An 18,532-nucleotide genomic window follows, 5' to 3' on the forward strand; every position below is an offset into this window, starting at 1 on the left:
GGGGCCGCTGCGCCATCCATTGCAGCGACCCTTTTATCCGTCAAGCGTGAATCAAGTCACAACCTGATAGCAAGGCACATAAGCCGCCCCACCCGGCAACTTCATCCGATGCTGGTCAACGAATGCCTGCAGCAAACGCCCCAGCGGATCCAATACAGCGCTGTCACCGCGAATCTGGTAGGGCCCGTGCTCTTCAATCAGGCGAATGCCCTTGTCCTTAACGTTACCCGCCACAATCCCGGAAAACGCTCGGCGCAAATTGGCCGCCAGTTCGTGAGGTGGCAACTCGCGGCGCAGATCCAGGTCAGCCATGGCCTGGTGAGTGGGGTCGAAGGGTCGCTGGAAGCTCTCTTCGATCCGCAGCAACCAGTTGAAATGGAACGCATCGTTGCGCTCGCGACGGAACTGTTTGACCTGCTTGAGCCCTTCGACCATGTGGCGCGCCACTTCAGCCGGGTCGTCAATGATGATCTCGTACAACCGATGCGCTGCCTCGCCGAGCGTTGCGCCGACGAAGGCATGCAATTGCTGCAGGTAGGGCTCTGCACTGCGTGGGCCCGTCAGCACGACCGGGAAGGGTACATCCTGGTTATCCGGATGCATCAGGATACCCAGCAGGTACAGGAATTCTTCTGCCGTGCCTGCACCGCCCGGGAAGATAATGATGCCGTGACCGACCCGCACGAACGCCTCCAGGCGCTTCTCGATATCTGGCAGGATCACCAGTTCGTTGACGATCGGGTTGGGCGCCTCGGCGGCAATGATGCCCGGTTCCGTCAGGCCCAGGTAGCGACTGCCCTGCATGCGCTGTTTGGCATGGGCAATGGTGGCACCTTTCATCGGGCCTTTCATGACGCCAGGGCCGCAACCGGTGCACACGTCCAGCTTACGCAGGCCCAGCTCATGGCCCACCTTCTTGGTGTACTGGTATTCCTCGGTGCTGATCGAGTGACCGCCCCAGCACACCACCATCTTCGGCTCGACGCCAGGACGCAGGGTGCGGGCGTTGCGCAGCAAGTGGAACACGTAATCGGTGATGCCCTGGGAGCTTTCCAGATCGATGCGCTGGCTGGCCAGCTCGCTTTCGGTATACACGATATCGCGCAAGGCGCTGAAGAGCATCTCCCGGGTGCTGGCGATCATTTCACCATCGACGAAGGCATCTGCCGGGGCGTTCAGCAGCTCCAGGCGAACGCCTCGGTCCTGCTGATGGATGCGCACTTCGAAATCCTGGTAGGCCTCGAGGATGGTCTTGGCATTGTCGACATGGGCGCCGGTGTTGAGGATGGCCAGGGCGCACTGGCGGAACAGGGTGTAAAGAGTGCCGGAGCCGGCTTCGCTCAGTTGCTGTACTTCACGTTGGGACAGCGTTTCTAGGCTGCCTTTGGGGCTGACGGATGCATTGATGACATGGCGTTGGGGCATCTAAGTCTTTCCTGTGCGGGTAAAACATCCTTCTTTGACCACACCATACCGAGAAATGGAAGCGGCAACGAGAGGCATGCAAAAAAAGCCCGGCACTTCATGGCGGCCTCAGCGGCGCGCGTTGCGAAACAATCACCCCAGCAGCCGCTGCACGGCCAGGGTAATGGCCAAGCCGCCCCCAAACAGCCACACGTTGAGGATTGCCCCCGTTGCCAGCACGCGAGGCCCGGCGTGGCGTATCTGTTCGAAGCGGGTTTCCATGCCCAATGCCGTCATGGCCATGGTCAACGCAAAGGTGTCCAGGCCGTTGACGGCTTCGCGCAGGCTCAAAGGTAGAACCTCCAGCGAATTGACCGCTACCAGTGCCAGAAACCCGAACGCAAACCACGGCACCGTGAGCCGACCCTTGCCTGACGCCAAGCCGGATTTTGGGGTTCGGCTGATCCACAAGCCAACCAGTAACAAGACAGGCACCAGCAGCATCACACGCGTCATTTTCACGATGGTTGCCACATGGCTGGCATCAGGGCCAAGGGTACTGGCAGCGCCGACTACTTGAGCCACTTCATGGAGGGTGCCGCCCAGCCAAAGCCCAGCGGTCTGGGCATCCAGGTGCAGCCAGCCAGCCCGAATCAGAAAGGGATAGAAAAACATCGACGCCGTGCCGAACAGCACCACGCTGCCTACGGCCACTGCACTTTTATGCGGCGCGCTGCGCAGTGCCGATTCAAAGGCCAAAACGGCCGCAGCCCCGCAGATGGCGCTGCCCGCAGCTGTAAGCAGAGCAGTCTCGCGGTCAAGCCCGAGCAGTTTCATGCCACACCACAGTCCTATCGCCAATGTGCTGCTGATCACCAGCAGCGAGATCACCAGGCCAGGCCAGCCAACGTGTGCAATTTCCTGCAAGCTGATCCGCAGGCCGAACAAGGCGACGGCAACCCGGAGCAGGGCCCGGGCGCAGAAGTGTATGCCCTGTGCATAGCAGGCCGGCAGGCGATCTTTCAGCACATTGCCAACGAACGCGCCGGCCACGATGCCGAGGATCAACGGGCTGAGGCCAAGCTGGACGAAAAGGGGTAGGGCAGCCGCTTGGCTGATGCCCAACGCAAGAACGGTAACCAAAAGCACACCCTTGAGCGTTGCGCAGCGGTGCGCGGCAGGTGCGTCAGATGGCGTATAAGGGGCAGGTGTCATGGAATTCTCCAGCAACTGGAATCAATGAGCACCACGGTATGTTGGTTATAAGCTTATGAAAAATCGTAATTAGGGATGAAAAATATCCACTTAGCTGATAGTTTTCCGGGATGACTCCAGAACAGCTTATAACTTTCGCCGTCGTGGCCGAGCACGGCAACATCAGCCATGCCGCAATGGCCCTGCATCTGTCTCAGCCAGCGGTGTCTGGCCAACTTAAACTCCTTCAGGAGGCGTTTGGCGAGCCTCTTTATCATCGGGCAGGGCGCGGGGTGCGCCTGACAGCAGCAGGTGAACAGCTACTGGCGCATGCGACCCGCCTGCGCGATACGTTCGATCAGGCGCGGTCACTTCGCGAAGCGATGCGCGGCCTTCAGCGCGGTACCTTGCGGATCGGTGCCAGCACTACGCCTGCAAGCTACGTGCTGCCGTACCTGATCGCCCAGTTCAAGGCACGCTACCCGGAGGTGGTGATCAGCACCATACAGGGCAACACTGCTGAAATCGTCACCGCCTTGGGTGACGTGGATTTGGCGTTGATCGAAGGGCCGCCGGGGCGAGACCTGCCCGTGGGCACTGGCGTGACCGAGTGGCTGGAGGACGAAATCGTCGCCATTGTCCCGGTTGCACACCCCTTGGCTTGCGCCGAACCTCGCGCCTTGAAGGAGGTGGCCGACTTCCCAATAGTGCTGCGTGAGCAGGGCTCGGGCGTGCGTCAGGTCGTCGAGCAAGCGTTTGCCAACAGTCAACTACAGATGCGGATTGGCCTGGAGATCGCCGGCGTGGAGGGGGTGAAGGAAGCAGTACGCGCCGGTATGGGCGTAGGTTTCGTGTCTGCCATGTCGATTCGTCACGAAGGGATGGTTTTACGCAAGGTCCAGGTGGGGCCGCGTTCACTGGTTCGCCGGTTTTCGATAGTCCTGCCCCACGCAGGCTCACCCTCTCGAGCGGCTGCCCGCTTTCACGAGCTTTGTGTGGCCTTTTCCGGGGCTTCGACCCACGTTTCACGCTCACCCACCACCGGCACTTCATGACACATGCGCCCGTCCCTGCAGACATCGCCGCAAGGCAGCCCGACTGCCACGCGGCACGTGTGCTGTCAGGGCCGCCGCTACCTCATCAGAAGTCGTCTTTCGGGCTCTTCTTGAAGGTCCAGTCGGTATGCTTGCGGGCTTGGAGGAAGCTGTTGCAATTGGCCGTAAAGGTATTGCGATTGGCCTCTTTGGACAAATCCGCCAGAATTTTCTTCTGCATCTGCGGGGTGCAGTTCTCAGCGGTCGGCTCGGGCACCGTTTCTTCACTGCAGCCTGCGAGCAAGGCTGCCAAGCCCATTGCCGTGACCAGCTTTGCCAATTTGATGTCCATATCGCGATCTTTCTCCTGGTGTGCTGAAAGGGCAGGTGATTGTTGAACCGGGCAGCATGATACGTACACGGGCCTAGCAATGCCACCTGCAGAAAGTCACGCGCCTACGTTGAATACGTGCTTCAAATAGGCCACGAAATTTTCATCCCGGCACTGCGTCTTGCCTGGGCTGTCCGAAATCTTGGCCACCGGTGCACCGTTGCAGGCCGTCATCTTGATCACCATGTTCATCGGCTCGACCCCCGGGATGTCGCAGGTCAGGCGCGTCCCGATGCCAAAACTCACGTTGATGCGCTCGTGCAGCGCGCGGTAAAGCCCAAGCGCCTTGGGCATGTCCAGGCCGTCTGAGAAGATCAGGGTCTTGGTCTTCGGGTCGATACCCAGCCGGTGGTAGTGCGCGATGGCTTTCTCCGCCCACGCCAGCGGGTCGCCCGAGTCGTGACGCAGGCCGTCGAAGAGCTTGGCGAAATAGAGGTCGAAGTCCCCAAGGAAGGCATCCATGGTGATGCAGTCGGTCAGCGCGATACCGAGCAGGCCGCGATACTCGCGCACCCAGCACTCCAAGGCTGCAGCCTGGCTGTCCACCAGGCGAGGACCCAGCTGCTGGTGGGCCATGAACCATTCGTGGGCCATGGTACCAATTGGCCGTAGCTCGTATTCCCGGGCCAGGTGCACGTTGCTGGTGCCGACGAAGCGGCCTGGGAAATCGCGCTTGAGGATGTGCACCACCTCTTCCTGCACCCGATAGGAGAAGCGTCGACGAGTGCCGAAATCCGCCAGCTGAAAGCCCGCCAATTCATCACTGCTGGCCTGGGCCTTGAGCCAGTCGAGGTTGCGGTACAACTGTTCGCGTACCTGCTCGATCACCACCTCCCGGTAGCGGTAACGGTTGCGGACTTCGCTGATGATCGCCAGCAACGGGATTTCGTACAGGATGACGTGCAACCAGGGGCCGCGTACGCGTATCGCAAGCTGGCCGGCGTCGTCCAGGCCAACATGCACGTAGCGCAAGTTGAAGCGGAACAGGCTAAGAAAGCGAATGAAGTCAGGCTTGATGAAGGGAATCTTCTCAAGGTAAGCAAGCTGATCCTGGGTGACGGTGACTTCGGCGAGTTGCTCGACCTGGTAGCGGATTTCTGCGAGATACGGGGCCAGGTTCTCACCGTTGCGGCAGCGAAATTCCCACTCCACCTCGGCATTGGGGTAGTTGTGCAGCACCGCCTGCATCATGGTGATCTTGTAGAAGTCGGTGTCCAGCAAGTTCTGAACGATACGGGGGCCAAATACGCTGTCACTCATGCTGCTTGCTCCTGGATCAGGGCCAGTTGATGGTCGAGGGCCGACTCGTCGCCGCATAGCTTCACACCGTCGGCAGCCAGGGCGCCGCAGGCCTCTATCGCACCGGCCTGGCTCAGGGCGCGGCAGGCCGGTAGGTACAGCAGCACCTCGAACCCGGCCTGGCGCAATTGTCGGGCAGTGGTGCGCACGCAGTAGTCCAGTGCGAGCCCGCCAACGATCACAGCACCCACCTGATGCACCTTGAGGTATTCGATGACGCCGGTGGAGCGGCGCTCGGCCAAGTCGTGGTAGCAGGCACCATAGGGATGCAGGTCGGGCTCCACGCCTTTCCACACGAAATAGTCGTACTCGATGGGGGCAGGCAGGCCTGGCAGCAGCTCGAAACCGGGAGTGCCAGGGACGCAATGGCTGACCCAAGTGAGGTCCGCGTTGGCCAGGGTCAGCGGCTGCAGCATCTGCGTGGCTTGGGCCACTACCCACGCGGCATTGGCGGGATGCGCATCCTTGCTGCCCAGTCGCAGGTCGGCCCGCTGTGCCATGACGTTGAGGTCTGGTGCGATTTCATGACCCTCGGGGACTGGGAGTTCCTGGGGCGCATGGCACGTGAAGCCTATTTGTGCGTCGACATCGAAGCTGGCGATTTTCATGGAGGTTCTCCTCGCTGGAATGGCTACATAATCCACCTGGTGTTGTATATGTGTCAAGCATCCATTATCTGGACGTTACGGCCGATTTACTTATTCGCTCTGGTGAACTATAAAAGGCTTCGGTCAAGGAGTTACGAGTGAGTACAGCTGAAGTCCTGGCAAGCGTCGACATCGTCGCGCTGCGCCTGCCGCCCGGCAGCGAGCACCTGCAGGTGCTTTTGCATCGCCGTGAGCGAGAACCGCATCAGGGCCAATGGGCACTGCCTGGGGTGATCATCAATGGGCGCACGCCTGATACCAGCCTCCAGAGCGCAGCCCATCGCGCCTTGAGCGAAAAAGCGCGCGTCCAGCCACACTATCTGGAGCAAGTCGGCACTGAAGGCAATGCCTTTCGGGATCCGCGGGGTTGGTCATTGAGCACCTGCTATTTGGCGCTGTTGCCCGCCCGCCAGGAAGTCGAGGATGAGCAACTAGCCTTTTTCGACCTCGCCGACGTGGCTGATAGCAGGGTGCTGCTGCCATTCGATCACAACTTGTTGGCGCGCCGAGCCTGTGAGCGGCTCGCGGCCAAGTCCGTCTACAGCAGTTTGCCGTTGTACCTGCTCGACACCCGGTTCACCGTGCTCGACGCGCTGGGGGCCATGCAGGCGTGCCTGGGCCAGCCTGTAAATGCAACGTCGCTGCGCAAGCGCCTGGAGCGTTTGCGCGTGCTCGGCTGGGTCAGGGACACAGGCGAAAAGAATCAGCCACCCATGGGGCGTCCGCAGCAACTGTACCAATACATGGCGCAAGGGCAGGGGCCATTCATGTTCGACCGTAGCCTGCTGCCGGAGGGCAGTTAAGCATCCCTCTGGCAGATTGACTGCGCGGGGCGGTCAGCGCTGACATTGAACGACTGATCAATCTCAGTGGAACGAACCGCGAATCAATGCCTCTTATCCAGAGATGGCTGGCCTGTGCCGCGGATTCCCCTGACATGAGATCGCTTCAAACCCCTCTAATCGACGACGCCTCCACACCGCTGAGCTTCCTGCTCAATGGCGGTGAGATTGGCCGTCTGCTCCAAACGATGAACTGGGAGAATTCGCCACTTGGGACGCCGCATGGCTGGTCCCCGCACCTTCAGGCCGCCATGGCCACATTGCTGCCAGCGCAGACCCAGGTCGTGTTGTTCTGGGGCCCGGATTATGTCGCGCTGTACAACGATGCCTATGCGCCCACTATTGGTCATAAGCACCCGCAAGCCCTCGGGCGCCCGGCGCGCGAGCACTGGGCCGAACTGTGGGACGACCTCGAACCGTTGCTGCGCGGTGTGCGTGAAACAGGACAGACGTTTTCGGCCAAGGACCGTCCCTTCTACATTGAGCGCCGAGGGCACGGTGAGACAGTGTATTTCGACGTGTCGTATTCCGCCGTGCGCGAGGCTGATGCAAGCGTCGGCGGGGTCTTGTGCCTGGTCACCGAGACCACGGACCGGGTGCGTTTCCACCAGCGCCAGGCTTTTCTCCTGGAATTGAGCCGTACGTTGCCTGGGCTGGGTGATGCCGCACGTATCGAGTCGTATGCGGTTCAGCGCCTGGCCCAGGAGTTGGGCGCAGCCAGGGTCTGCTTCGGTGAAGACAAAGGCGACGGTGTTGGTTTCAAAGTCAGCCATGATTGGTCCGATGGCGTGGCGTCCTTGACGGGCACCCATTCGTACATGACGTTCGGCGCCGACTTGTATGAGCAATTGAGCGATGGCAGGACCGTTCAGCACAGGTACGAACAGCCTGAGCCTTGTCTGGCGGGCATAAGCACCGCCTTGCATGCCCCTGTGCTACGGGGTGGGCGACTCGAAGCAGTGTTAGGCGTTCATTTCAGCGATGCGCGAGGGTGCTTCGAGGAGGACTGTCAGCTTGTGGAGGAAACCGCCAAGCAAGTGTGGGCTGCAATCCTCCATGCCCGTGCCGAGCAGGCGTTGCACTTGCTGAACCAGAGCCTCGAGGAGCGGGTTGCCACGGCGCTGGCCCAGCGCGAATCAGTCATGATGCAACTGCACGAAGCCCACAAGATGGAGATGATCGGGCAATTGACCGGCGGTATCGCCCACGACCTCAACAACATGCTCACGCCGATCATTGGGTCGTTCGAGCTGCTGCGCCGGCATCCACATGCCGAGCGCGCGCCCCGGCTGATCGACGGGGGCCTGCAGGCAGCAGAACGGGCGCGCAATCTGGTCGCTCGCCTGCTCAGCTTTGCACGCCGTCAGACACTCAAACCGCAACCGGTGTCCTTGGCAGCACTGGTCGAGGACATGCACGAGTTGATGGCGCGTTCGCTCGGACCCACCATTGCCGTGCATGTGAACATCGACCCGTCGTTGCCCTGCGTCGTGGTGGATCCTCACCAACTGGAACTGGCCCTGCTGAATCTGGCGGTCAATGCCCGGGATGCTATCGGCGGCGCCGGCCAGCTGCAAATCATTGCCGGTGATGACACCTACTGCCTGACACCCCCCGAGGACCTTGCGGGCAAACGTCTGGTATGGATTCAGGTCAGGGACAATGGCTGCGGTATGGACGATGAACAGCTCAGGCGGTGCATCGAACCCTTCTTTTCTACCAAGGAGGTGGGCAAGGGGACTGGCCTGGGCTTGCCTATGGTCCAGGGCTTGGCGGTTCAATCCGGCGGAGGGTTCGAGATCCAGTCCACGCCAGGGAAAGGCACCCAGGCGACATTATGGCTGCCGGCCAGCGATGCATTGCCCACCCATCGCGATGCCGAGGCTTGCGATGGACCTGTGGCCGAGCGTCCCAGCCGGGTGTTGTTGGTAGACGATGAAGAGATCGTGCGTCACGCAACGGCTTTGCAATTGCGCGACCTGGGCTATGAGGTGACCGAAGCGCCAAGTGCCGTGGCCGCTTTGCGCTTGGTGGAAAAGGGGTGGCTGCCTGATGTGTTGGTGACCGACCACGTCATGCCGGAGATGACCGGTGTACGCTTTGCCCAGCAAATGCGCCAGCATCACAGCGAGCTGCCGGTGCTGATCATCACGGGCTATGCCAATTTGACGCCGCGCCAGCTAAGCGGTTTCGAAGTGCTGCGCAAGCCTTATCGACGCGCCGAACTCGCCCAGAGCGTGGCGCGCCTGCTGGCCGGAACTACCCTTGACCGAGGCTGAAACGCAAGCTTTAGCCCGCTTGCACGCTGCACGTCCTATCCGTTTCGGACAAGGCCGTCGGAGCCTGTTGCGGCAGGTACAGGGTGAAGGTCGTGCCCTTGCCCTCGACACTGCTGACCTTGATATCCCCCCCGGACTGCTTGGCGAAACCGAATACCTGGGACAACCCCAGCCCAGTGCCTTGCCCAGCAGGTTTGGTGGTGAAAAAAGGGTCGAATATCCGCTCGAACAGCTCCGTGCTGATGCCAACTCCCGTGTCGGTGACGGAAATCGCGGCATACGCGCACGGATCGGGAACCTCATCGCGGCTGACCGGCAGGTGCTGGTGGGCTTGGAGGCGCACGCGCACGGTGCCCACACCGGCCATAGCATCGCGGGCATTGAGCATCAGGTTGATAACCGCCGTTTCCAGTTGGCTGATGTCGGCGCGCACGTGGCACGGCGAAGCAGGCAAGTCCAGCTCGACGTCAATGCTCGCACCTGCTGCGGTATCGAACAGGTCGGCCATGGCTGCCAGCCGAGCCGCTGCGTCGAACACCTGCGGATTCAAGGCCTGGCGCCGTGCGAAGGCCAACAGTTGGCCGGTCAACTTGGAGCCGCGCTCGACCGTCTTGACCATGGTGCGTAGATAGCGCATGCGCCGATCGTCGTCCAGGCCCGGACGCTGCAAGAAATGCAGCGAGGCATGGATGATGGTCAATATGTTGTTGAAATCGTGCGCCACACCCCCTGTAAGCTGGCCGATGGCCTCAAGCTTCTGGGCCTGACGCAGTTCCGCTTCGGTGTGCAGCAGTTGCGTGGTGCGGGTCTGCACACGTTGCTCCAGGCTGGAGTTGAGCGCCTCGAGCGCGAGCAAGGCGGCCTGCGTCTCGCCCGTGGATTGGGCATGCTGGATATGCGCCCAACTGCGTTCGGTCACGTCACCGAGCAAGACCCGCTCGTATTCGGTCCACGCGTGCGCTGACGCGCTGTTGACCGCCATCAAGGCGGTGAGCCTTGCGCCTTTTATCAGCGGCACGCAGCACGTGGCATTGATCCCAAGGGCTGCAAATACAGCCGCCTCGGACTCGGGAAGTGCCTGCCTGCAATCATCGAGCGCCAATGTCAGACCGCTGCGCAGTCGTTCGTTCACCTGCTTGCCAAAAGCTCCCAGGCGATGCTCTCCGATCAACGAGGGGCTCGCGTCGGTCACCGCTTCGCCACAGACCGTGAAGGTGTCATCGTCAGCTTGCATGACCGCATAGATACAGCTTGATAGCCCTAGGTGCTCAGCGAGCAGGCGCGTGGTCGTTGCCAGAATCGCCTCCGGGTCTACCGCTTGTGCCACTGCCCGGCCGAGGGTGTCCAGAAACGCCAGGCGTTGGTTACCCAGCACGGTGGCCGTGGTTTCGGTGACGGTATCGAGCATTCCAAGCACATTGCCATGCAAGTCACGAATTGGGCTGTAGCAGAACGTGAAGTAGGCACGCTCCGGCCCGTTGTTACGGTCGATGACCAAGGGGAAGTCCTGGATGTAGACCGCTTCGCCTTCGAGGGCCCTGTCGGCCATGCAGCGGATATCGTCCCATGCCTCCTGCCAGACCTCTGCAAACGGTACCCCCAGCGCCACCGGCTTGCGCCCTAGAATGGGGAGAAAGGCATCGTTGTGGAAGGTCAGCAGATCGGGCCCCCACAGCACAGCCTGTGGAAAATGCGAGCCCAGGCACAGCGCCAAGGTGGTCTTGAGGGTATCGGGCCAGTTTTCCAGCGGACCCAACGAGGTGCACGTCCAGTCATGCCCAAGAATGCGGTCGGCCATCACGCCGCCGCCTGCTAGCCACTTCGCCATCTGCTCTGCCGGTCATTGAAACAGGGTGCTCTAGGGTGCACCCTGAAGGCACGATTGGCGAGCGTTTTATGGCGCTTGGCCAGTCAGCGAATGAAGTGCACCTTGCCCACGTCATCGTTGCCGGTGTAAATCCCGTAGACACCGGCCTGACGCTCGAGAATGTAACGCTCGAGAATCTGCCGGATGGCGGGGTAGTAGATGTCGTCCCACGGGATCTGCTCTGGTTCGAAAAACCGATAGGCCAGGGTTTCCGGTCCATACTGGCCCGTTTCCTCGGTGACGAAGGCGCGGAAGATGATGTAGACCTCGCTGATCTTCGGCACGCTGAAAATGGAGTAGGGGCAGACGATCTCCGCCCGTACGCCGCTTTCCTCCCACACTTCGCGCAGCGCCGCCTGTTCGGTGGTCTCGCCGGCTTCCATGAAGCCTGCCGGCAGCGTCCAGGTGCCGGGGCGAGGGGGGATGGCGCGTTGGCACAACAGGTATTTGCCGTCGCGCTCAATGATGCAACCGGCAATGATCTTCGGATTGATGTAATGAATGTAGCCGCAGCTGGCGCAGTGCAGCCGTTCATGGGTGTCCCCCGCAGGTGTGCCCTGGGCCAGCGTCGTGGTGCAATGAGGGCAGTAGCGGGGAGCACTGGGCATGATCAGCGACCTATGCGAGGTTCCTTGAGGGCCAGGGGAGCGACGATCTCGCGAACCTTGGCGTTGTCGTCTTGTTTCTGGCGCAGATAGTCCAGTGCAACCTTGGCGGCTGCACGCACGTGATCGACCGAGGCCTGGTGAGCTACCAGGGGGTCGCCGCTTTTGATGGCCTCGACCATTTTTTCCATTTCCAGGTTGCTGGCACCACGGCGGTTGGCCTGGGATACCGATGTGGCACGCAGGTAGCTGATGCGCGCCTGCAACTGACGAAGCTGCTGCGCCGCGACCTGGTTGCCCGAACCCTCGAGCAGCACGTCATAGAACCCTTGCACCGACTCGAGCACCTGCTGCAGCTCACCTTCTTCCAACGCCTCACGGTTGACGTCCAGGGCTCGTTCCAGCGCGCGGATGTCCTTGGCCTTGGCATTGAGCGTGAACAGCTGCACGATCAGGCCTTCGAGTACGCAGCGCAACTCATAGATGTCGCGTGCATCTTCAAGGGTGATGATCGCAACACGCGGGCCTTTGGCGTCGGCGAACTCCACCAGGCCTTCGGACTCCAGGTGGCGCAGGGCTTCACGCACGGACGTGCGGCTGACGCCAAGGCGGTCGCACAGATCGCGCTCCACCAGGCGGTCGCCTGGGAGCAGGTGGAAGTTCATGATCGCGCCCCGCAGTTTGTCGAGCACGATTTCGCGCAGGGTGACGGGGTTGCGATTGACCTTGAAGCTGTCGTCCAGTGGCTGGCGTTTCATCGAGTGCGCTCTGAATGAGGCTGCCCGGCCACGACCGTAACGGGGCACCACGACCCTGGGTGCTCCTTGCGTGGGTACGAACAGCCCGGTGTTAACGGGTGGACTCCGCGTCGGCCTCGGCGAACGCTTCCCGGGCCAGGCGGAAACTGTCCACCGCCGCCGGGACGCCGCAATAAATGCCGACCTGGAGCAGAATCTCGCGTACTTGCTCGCGGCTCAGGCCGTTGCGCAAGGCGCCGCGGATGTGCAGCTTGAGCTCGTGCGGCCGGTTGAGTGCCGAAATCATGGCCAAGTTTATCATGCTGCGCTCTTTGAGCGACAAGCCTTCGCGGCCCCAGACATGGCCCCAGCAGTACTCGGTCACCAGCTCCTGCAGAGGCTGGGTGAATGCGTCGGCATTCTGGATCGACCGGTTAACATAGTCTTCGCCCAGGACCTGTGTGCGAATCTGCAGACCTTTTTCGTACTTTTCATTGCTCATGTACGCTACTCCGGAATAAAACAGGGGCGCTAAGGAGAGTTAGAGGCCAGCGCGCCCCTGAAAAAGTCGCGCCTCAGCCCAGTGGGGGCAGGGCGCCCAGCTTACCCTTGTGGTACACCATGGGCGTCATCGGGTCGGCGGGCAACACCAGGTTTTTAACGGCGCCCACAATGATTGCATGGTCGCCGCCGTCGTACTCTCGCCACAGCTCGCATTCGATGATCGCCGTGGCGTTGTCGAGCAGCGGGTTGCCCAAGGCGCTCAAGTGCCACTGTACGCCTTTGGCCTTGTCCTTGCCTTTGCCCGCGAAGGCGTAGGCTTCGGCCGTCTGGCCTGCCGACAGCAGGTGAATGGCGAACTGCTTGCTGTCGCGCAGGATCGGGTAGGTGTCGGAGGCGTAGTTGGGGCAGAACAGCACCAGCGCCGGGTCGATCGACAGCGCGCTGAAGGCACTGGCAGTGATGCCGACGATGCCACCCTCGGCGTCCAGGGTGGTGACGACCGTCACCCCGGACGGGAAGGAGCCCATCACGTCTTTGTAGATGCCAGGTTCGATCATCGGTGTTACCTCTTAGCGCATCACGAAGGGGTCGGGCATGGGGGCGGTGGACAGGTTGATCCACACGGTTTTCAGCTCGGTGTAGGCCAGCACGGAATCGATGCCGCTTTCGCGTCCGTAGCCGCTGTTCTTGAAGCCGCCGATGGGCGCCATGGCAGATACGGCGCGGTAGGTGTTGACCCAGATGATCCCCGAACGCACGTCGCGCGCCAGGCGGTGGGCTCGACCCAAATCGCGGGTCCAGATACCGGCGGCCAGGCCGAACTGTGAATCGTTGGCAATGGCCAGCGCCTCTTGCTCGGTCTTGAAGCGAATGACGGTCGCCACCGGTCCAAACACCTCTTCCTGCATGATGCTCATCGAGTTGCTGTCGCATTCGAACAGCGTTGGCTCGTAGAACCAGCCCTCGCCGTCGACCTGGGCCCGTTTACCGCCCAGGTGCAGCTTGGCGCCTTCGGCCTTGGCCGCGGCGACCAGTTGTTCGACCACGGCCAACTGCTGTGCAGTGGCCATCGGGCCCATCTCGCTGGCATCGTCCTGGGGGTTGCCAATGCGAATGCGCTGGGCACGCTCGATCAGGCGCTTGACGAACTCGTCGAAGATTTCATCCTGCACCAGCAGGCGCGACCCGGCCACGCAGCTTTGTCCGGACGCTGCATAGATCCCCGCCACGGCACCGTTGATGGCGCTGTCTAGGTCGGCGTCTGCAAAAATGATGTTCGGCGACTTGCCGCCGAGTTCCAGCGACAGCTTGGCGAAGTTCTCGGCGCTGCTGCGCACCACATGGCGAGCGGTGGCCGCACCGCCTGTGAAGGCGATCTTGCGCACCAGCGGGTGACGGGTAAGCGCCGCGCCGGTGCTCGGGCCGTAGCCTGTGACCACGTTGACAACGCCAGCCGGAAACCCTGCTTCCAACGCCAGGCGCGCCAGTTCCAGAATGGTCGCCGAGGCATGCTCGGAGGGCTTGAGCACGATGGTATTGCCAGCGGCCAGGGCCGGCGCCAGTTTGATCGCCGTCAGGTACAGCGGGCTGTTCCACGGGATGATCCCGGCGACCACACCGATAGGCTCGTGCACGGTGTAGGCGAACAGATCCGGCTTGTCCAAGGGCAGTGTGCCGCCTTCGAGCTTATCGGCCAGGCCTGCGGTGTAATGGAAGAACTCTGGCAGGTAACCCACCTGACCGCGGGTTTCGCGGATCAGCTTGCCGTTGTCACGGCTTTCCAGCTGGGCCAGGTGTTCCTTGTTCTCGGCGATCAGGTCCCCGAGACGGCGCAACAGCTTGCCACGGGCTGTAGCGGTTATGCCCCGCCAAGCCTGGCTTTCGAATGCCCGCTGGGCGGCTTGAACCGCCAGTTCCACGTCGGCTTCGCCTGCGTCCGGCAGCTGCGCCCAGGGCTGTGCGGTGGCCGGGTTCAGGCTGTCGAAGGTCTTGGCGCTCTGCGCATCGCACCATTGGCCGTCGATGCACATCTGAAAACGAACGAGGCTCATGCCACAATCCCCTTGGCTGATTCGGTCAGGCTGCGGGCTTTGGCGAGAAAATCCAGCAGCATCTTGTTCACTTCGCGCGGTGCCTCCACCGGCATCATATGCCGCTGCTCGGCCAGCACCACACTGTGCGCACCCGGGATACGGGCGGCGAGCTGGCGGGCCATGGCCGGGGTAGAGCCGGTATCGAGCTCTCCCGTGGCGATCAGCGTCGGCACCTGGATGCTGCCCAGATCACCTGCGCGGTACATGTCCTGGGTGGCAAACAACGAATAGGTGGTGTGATAACCCTGTGGGTCGTTGCTGGCCAGCACGTGACGGATGGCAGCCACCTGGGCGGGGTTCGCCGCCTTGTACTCGCGGCTGAACCAGCGGTCCAGTGCCGCCTCGACATTGGCGTCCGGGCCCAGCTCTGCTGCCTGAGCGGCACGGGCAATAACCCCGGCGCTCTGTTCGGGGCTGCGGTTGAAGACGCTGTTGAGCACCACCAGGGCAGCGATGCGCTGGGGGTAGTGCAGGGCGAAGGCACGTGCGACCAGGCCGCCCATGGAGAAACCGATGACGATGGCTTGGCTCAGTTGCAGGTGATCGAGTACCTCGGCCAACTGGGCGGCATAGCCTTCGAGGCCGACGTCGGCCGGGGGCAAGGCACTCTGGCCGTGGCCGAGCATGTCATAGGCGATGACGCGGTAGTCGTTGGCCAGGCCAACGATCTGACCGCCCCACATTTCCTTGTTCAGGCCCACGCCGTGAATGAGTACCACGGGTTGACCCTGACCGACGGACAGGTAACTGGTGCCGGCGGGGGTGCGTTCAGCGACGGGCTGAATCATGGAGGGCGCTCCTTTGAGGTCGGGCGTGGCGAATTGATCGCCACACCCAGGCCCGGCTTGATTGTTGTTATTGAGCGTTGGCCTTCTCGGCCGCCAGTTCTTCCAGGTCGATGTAGCGGTTGCCAATGCGTGGGTGCAGGCGGCCGCCATCGGCAGCGCCAAGGACCACCACGATTTCATCGGCGCGAGGTGCGTCCTCGATCTGCATTTCCAGGGTGATGTAGTGCGAACGCAGGCCTTCGTCGTCTTTTTGCATCATCGGAATCTGGATGGACGTGCCAGGGCCACCGCGCTTGTTGGTAAAGCTCAGGTAGCTTTTGGCCTGCACGGCTTCGCGGTAGTGGTTGCCGAAGCGCAGGGTATGGATGACGGCCGATGCGTGTTCGATTTCACCGTCAGCGCCCACCACTGCCGCCTTGCCGTAGGCCTCGATCTTGTCGGCACCACCGATGGCGGCGGTCAGTCGCTCGACCATCAGCGCGCCAAGTTCCGAGCAATGCGCGCGGATTTCGGGCTTGAGGTCGTCGACGAAGCCACGGCCAGCCCAAGGGTTCTTGATGACCACCGCCAGGCCCACCATGGTGACCGGCGTGTCAGTGGCTTTGCCACCTTCGATACGGGTCTCTTCGGAGTAGGTGACGATCTTGCGAATTTCAAAACTCATGGGGGGGCTCCTGTACGGTGTGATCAGATCTTGTTGTCTGATGGTATACCATAATATTTGTTCTGCAAGCATTGCGTGGCGTTTTCTCATCCCACCGAGACGAAAGGTGAGCTGATGTGCAGGTCTACATCGCATCTGTATCGAGCGCGCGGGGGCGGTACCTGTATTTGGGCTGAAAAAAACCCGCTCGCGCATGGCCAGACGACCCGCGCGAGCGGGCATGCCCCGCAAAGAATCAGGTAAAGGGAATTCAGGTGAATGCCGGGATCACTTCCTTGATGAACAGCTCCAGCGATTTTTTCTTCTCGGCGTGGGGCAAGCTGTTGTCACACCAGAAGCTGAATTCATCGACGCCCAGTTCCTGGTAGTACTTGATGCGCGCGATGATTTCTTCCGCAGTGCCGATCATGGTGTTCTTGCGGATGTTCTCCAGCTCGAATGCAGGCACTTCGGCGAACTTCGCTTCAGGGCTGGGCTCCAGGAAACCATTGACCGGCGTGGTCTTGTTGCCGAACCAGGCATCAAACGTGCGGTAGAAACGCGAGATGGCGCTGGCGCCCACCTTCCAGCCGTCCGGCTCTTGCGGGCTGTGTACGTGGGTGTGGCGCAATACCATCAATTGTGGGCGCGGCACGTCGGGGTTGTTGTCCAAGGCGGCCTGGAACTTGTTGCGAAGGTCCAGCACTTCCTCGTCGCCCTTCATCAGCGGCGTCACCATCACGTTGCAGCCATTGGCCACGGCGAAGTTATGCGAGTCAGGGTCACGGGCCGCGATCCACATGGGTGGAGTGGCATTGAACGGCTTGGGAACACTGGTGGAGGTCGGGAACTTGTACACCTCGCCTTCATGGGCGTAGTCACCCTCCCACAGCTTGCGTACCACAGGCACCATTTCGCGCAGCGCCTTGCCGCCATCGGTGGCTGGCATGCCATTGGCCATGCGATCGAATTCGAATTGATAGGCGCCACGGGCCAGACCCACCTCCATGCGCCCGTTGCTGATCACATCGAGCAAAGCGCATTCGCCGGCGACGCGGATCGGGTTCCAGAACGGGGCGATGATGGTGCCAGCGCCCAGGCGGATCTTCTCGGTACGCGCCGCCAGATAAGCCAGCAATGGCATGGGGCTTGGCGAAATGGTGTATTCCATGGCGTGATGTTCGCCGATCCACACGGTGCTGAAACCGCCGTCTTCGGCCATCAAGGTCAGTTCGGTGAGGTCTTCGAACAACTGGCGGTGGCTGACCTGTTCATCCCAACGTTCCATGTGCACGAACAACGAAAATTTCATGGGGCATTCCTCGGACTGGGTAGTGTCACCCGGCGTACAGCCGGGTATCGCAGCGGACAGCGCAATGCTTTGCGCCAAGTGCGTTCAGGGGGGGCAGAGGTCAGGCGAGTGCAGGCAGGCTGGCCATCTTCCCGCGGCAGTACACCATCGGCAGCGGCGCTTGCTCCGGCACGATCAGGTTGTGCACCTTGCCCACCATGATTGCGTGATCGCCCCCTTCGTATTCGCGCCACAGCTCGCATTCGATCACGGCGGTAGCACCGGCGAGAATGGGGTTGCCCAGCGCGCTCAACGACCACTCGATGCCGGCGGCCTTGTCCTTGCCCTTCTTGGCGAAGGCGTAGGCCTCGGCCTGCTGATTGCCGGATAACAGATGAATGGCGAAGCGTTTGTGCTTGATCAGCACCGGGTAGGAGTCGGACGTGTAGTTGGGGCAGAACAGCACCAGGGGAGGGTCCATCGACAGGGATGAGAAGGCGCTGGCGGTCAAGCCAACGACCGAGCCGTCGTCGTCCAGGGTGGTGATGACGGTAACGCCGGAGGGGAAGGAACCCAGGACGTTCTTGTAGACGGTTGCGTCGATCATCTGATGTACCTCTTTAAAGCTGCGGTGGGCCGCGGTTTTTATCGTTGATGTGTCTGATGGTATACCGTAATACCTTTTTTGCAAGCACATTTTTAGACTTGGCTAAAACCGCGATGAGTGGTCCAAACCCGCGTATTTAAAGGGTTACAAGCGCTCATGATCACTTTTCGTTAATGGCTGAATCGGATCAGCTGACATTTAGAAATGCGGATCAGTATTGTCAAAAATTTGGAATACCATAATATGGTCTTCAGCTGAGAGGCCGCCTAGATGCGGTTTCCTTACAACGATAAAAACGACCTTTCGA

At 61.2% G+C, this 18,532-nt stretch carries 18 protein-coding genes; 3 read left to right on the forward strand and 15 right to left on the reverse strand.

Features of this window, described 5'->3' with window-relative positions:
• Nucleotides 1–51 precede the first annotated feature (51 nt).
• Together ppnN and ACF8R3_RS15045 are read right to left on the reverse strand one after the other, a co-directional pair.
• Complete coding sequence (gene ppnN, locus ACF8R3_RS15040) at nt 52–1,425, reverse strand: nucleotide 5'-monophosphate nucleosidase PpnN (RefSeq protein ID WP_058638370.1); 1,374 nt, start codon at nt 1,423–1,425, stop codon at nt 52–54.
• A gap of 132 nt (nt 1,426–1,557) precedes the next feature.
• Nucleotides 1,558–2,619: a YeiH family protein gene (locus ACF8R3_RS15045; protein WP_145255874.1), complete on the reverse strand. Its 1,062-nt coding sequence runs from the start codon at nt 2,617–2,619 to the stop codon at nt 1,558–1,560.
• Between the two features lie 110 nt (nt 2,620–2,729).
• On the opposite strand from ACF8R3_RS15045, the gene ACF8R3_RS15050 reads away from it, so the two are divergent.
• A complete protein-coding gene (locus ACF8R3_RS15050) occupies nt 2,730–3,653 on the forward strand; it encodes a LysR family transcriptional regulator (protein WP_145255877.1) in 924 nt (307 codons plus the stop codon).
• An 85-nt stretch (nt 3,654–3,738) separates the two neighbouring features.
• Here ACF8R3_RS15050 and trbK read toward each other — a convergent pair whose 3' ends face one another.
• From trbK to ACF8R3_RS15065, 3 genes are all read right to left on the reverse strand, one after another.
• Nucleotides 3,739–3,984, reverse strand: a complete 246-nt coding sequence (trbK, locus tag ACF8R3_RS15055) for an entry exclusion lipoprotein TrbK (RefSeq protein ID WP_078478507.1) — start codon at nt 3,982–3,984, stop codon at nt 3,739–3,741.
• 96 nt (nt 3,985–4,080) lie between these two features.
• Nucleotides 4,081–5,283: a nicotinate phosphoribosyltransferase gene (pncB, locus tag ACF8R3_RS15060; RefSeq protein ID WP_058605906.1), complete on the reverse strand. Its 1,203-nt coding sequence runs from the start codon at nt 5,281–5,283 to the stop codon at nt 4,081–4,083.
• Nucleotides 5,280–5,930 carry an isochorismatase family protein gene (locus ACF8R3_RS15065; protein WP_196185444.1) on the reverse strand — a complete coding sequence of 217 codons (651 nt, stop codon included), beginning with the start codon at nt 5,928–5,930 and terminating at the stop codon, nt 5,280–5,282. Before ACF8R3_RS15065 ends, pncB begins: the two co-directional genes overlap by 4 nt.
• Before the next feature lie 137 nt (nt 5,931–6,067).
• Here ACF8R3_RS15065 and ACF8R3_RS15070 point away from each other — a divergent pair, with 137 nt between their 5' ends.
• The gene (locus ACF8R3_RS15070; RefSeq protein ID WP_182140403.1) at nt 6,068–6,772 is read left to right on the forward strand and encodes an NUDIX domain-containing protein; all 705 of its coding nucleotides are present in this window, start codon (nt 6,068–6,070) and stop codon (nt 6,770–6,772) included.
• 134 nt (nt 6,773–6,906) lie between these two features.
• A complete protein-coding gene (locus ACF8R3_RS15075) occupies nt 6,907–9,090 on the forward strand; it encodes a response regulator (protein ID WP_196121664.1) in 2,184 nt (727 codons plus the stop codon).
• Between the two features lie 10 nt (nt 9,091–9,100).
• On the opposite strand, the gene ACF8R3_RS15080 is transcribed toward ACF8R3_RS15075, so the two are convergent.
• The 10 genes from ACF8R3_RS15080 to ACF8R3_RS15125 form a co-directional block, all read right to left on the reverse strand.
• A complete protein-coding gene (locus ACF8R3_RS15080) occupies nt 9,101–10,918 on the reverse strand; it encodes an ATP-binding protein (RefSeq protein WP_392515823.1) in 1,818 nt (605 codons plus the stop codon).
• 83 nt (nt 10,919–11,001) lie between these two features.
• Complete coding sequence (locus ACF8R3_RS15085) at nt 11,002–11,565, reverse strand: NUDIX hydrolase (RefSeq protein WP_058638363.1); 564 nt, start codon at nt 11,563–11,565, stop codon at nt 11,002–11,004.
• Nucleotides 11,566–11,567: 2 nt separating this feature from the next.
• On the reverse strand, nt 11,568–12,320 hold the full coding sequence (locus ACF8R3_RS15090) for a GntR family transcriptional regulator (RefSeq protein WP_058605900.1): 753 nt from the start codon (nt 12,318–12,320) through the stop codon (nt 11,568–11,570).
• 91 nt (nt 12,321–12,411) lie between these two features.
• Complete coding sequence (locus ACF8R3_RS15095; RefSeq protein ID WP_058638362.1) at nt 12,412–12,801, reverse strand: carboxymuconolactone decarboxylase family protein; 390 nt, start codon at nt 12,799–12,801, stop codon at nt 12,412–12,414.
• Nucleotides 12,802–12,874: 73 nt separating this feature from the next.
• Nucleotides 12,875–13,360, reverse strand: coding sequence for a flavin reductase family protein (locus ACF8R3_RS15100; RefSeq protein WP_058605899.1), 486 nt, complete (start codon nt 13,358–13,360; stop codon nt 12,875–12,877).
• 12 nt (nt 13,361–13,372) lie between these two features.
• Nucleotides 13,373–14,854, reverse strand: a complete 1,482-nt coding sequence (locus ACF8R3_RS15105; RefSeq protein ID WP_392515824.1) for an aldehyde dehydrogenase — start codon at nt 14,852–14,854, stop codon at nt 13,373–13,375.
• Entirely contained in the window at nt 14,851–15,684 is an 834-nt protein-coding gene (locus tag ACF8R3_RS15110) for an alpha/beta fold hydrolase (protein ID WP_196141775.1), read from the reverse strand. Before ACF8R3_RS15110 ends, ACF8R3_RS15105 begins: the two co-directional genes overlap by 4 nt.
• Before the next feature lie 67 nt (nt 15,685–15,751).
• Nucleotides 15,752–16,348: an amino acid synthesis family protein gene (locus tag ACF8R3_RS15115; protein WP_058605896.1), complete on the reverse strand. Its 597-nt coding sequence runs from the start codon at nt 16,346–16,348 to the stop codon at nt 15,752–15,754.
• A 250-nt stretch (nt 16,349–16,598) separates the two neighbouring features.
• Nucleotides 16,599–17,639, reverse strand: coding sequence for an LLM class flavin-dependent oxidoreductase (locus ACF8R3_RS15120; protein ID WP_058605895.1), 1,041 nt, complete (start codon nt 17,637–17,639; stop codon nt 16,599–16,601).
• 100 nt (nt 17,640–17,739) lie between these two features.
• Nucleotides 17,740–18,225 carry a flavin reductase family protein gene (locus ACF8R3_RS15125; protein WP_023535123.1) on the reverse strand — a complete coding sequence of 162 codons (486 nt, stop codon included), beginning with the start codon at nt 18,223–18,225 and terminating at the stop codon, nt 17,740–17,742.
• Nucleotides 18,226–18,532: the final 307 nt, after the last annotated feature.

Source organism: Pseudomonas sp. FYR_7 (assembly GCF_043106155.1).
In the GTDB taxonomy this organism is placed as follows: Bacteria; Pseudomonadota; Gammaproteobacteria; order Pseudomonadales; family Pseudomonadaceae; genus Aquipseudomonas; species Aquipseudomonas parafulva_B.

Coding starts and splice junctions, on each gene's coding strand:
- ACF8R3_RS15045 (WP_145255874.1), bottom strand. CDS start 2,619: ATGACACCTGCCCCTTATACGCCATCTGACGCACCTGCCGCGCACCGC.
- ACF8R3_RS15065 (WP_196185444.1), bottom strand. CDS start 5,930: ATGAAAATCGCCAGCTTCGATGTCGACGCACAAATAGGCTTCACGTGC.
- ACF8R3_RS15115 (WP_058605896.1), bottom strand. CDS start 16,348: ATGAGTTTTGAAATTCGCAAGATCGTCACCTACTCCGAAGAGACCCGT.
- ACF8R3_RS15075 (WP_196121664.1), top strand. CDS start 6,907: ATGAGATCGCTTCAAACCCCTCTAATCGACGACGCCTCCACACCGCTG.
- ACF8R3_RS15100 (WP_058605899.1), bottom strand. CDS start 13,360: ATGATCGAACCTGGCATCTACAAAGACGTGATGGGCTCCTTCCCGTCC.
- ACF8R3_RS15110 (WP_196141775.1), bottom strand. CDS start 15,684: ATGATTCAGCCCGTCGCTGAACGCACCCCCGCCGGCACCAGTTACCTG.
- ACF8R3_RS15085 (WP_058638363.1), bottom strand. CDS start 11,565: ATGCCCAGTGCTCCCCGCTACTGCCCTCATTGCACCACGACGCTGGCC.
- ACF8R3_RS15120 (WP_058605895.1), bottom strand. CDS start 17,639: ATGAAATTTTCGTTGTTCGTGCACATGGAACGTTGGGATGAACAGGTC.
- ACF8R3_RS15105 (WP_392515824.1), bottom strand. CDS start 14,854: ATGAGCCTCGTTCGTTTTCAGATGTGCATCGACGGCCAATGGTGCGAT.
- ACF8R3_RS15095 (WP_058638362.1), bottom strand. CDS start 12,801: ATGAGCAATGAAAAGTACGAAAAAGGTCTGCAGATTCGCACACAGGTC.
- ACF8R3_RS15050 (WP_145255877.1), top strand. CDS start 2,730: ATGACTCCAGAACAGCTTATAACTTTCGCCGTCGTGGCCGAGCACGGC.
- ACF8R3_RS15125 (WP_023535123.1), bottom strand. CDS start 18,225: ATGATCGACGCAACCGTCTACAAGAACGTCCTGGGTTCCTTCCCCTCC.
- pncB (WP_058605906.1), bottom strand. CDS start 5,283: ATGAGTGACAGCGTATTTGGCCCCCGTATCGTTCAGAACTTGCTGGAC.
- ppnN (WP_058638370.1), bottom strand. CDS start 1,425: ATGCCCCAACGCCATGTCATCAATGCATCCGTCAGCCCCAAAGGCAGC.
- ACF8R3_RS15090 (WP_058605900.1), bottom strand. CDS start 12,320: ATGAAACGCCAGCCACTGGACGACAGCTTCAAGGTCAATCGCAACCCC.
- ACF8R3_RS15080 (WP_392515823.1), bottom strand. CDS start 10,918: ATGGCGAAGTGGCTAGCAGGCGGCGGCGTGATGGCCGACCGCATTCTT.
- trbK (WP_078478507.1), bottom strand. CDS start 3,984: ATGGACATCAAATTGGCAAAGCTGGTCACGGCAATGGGCTTGGCAGCC.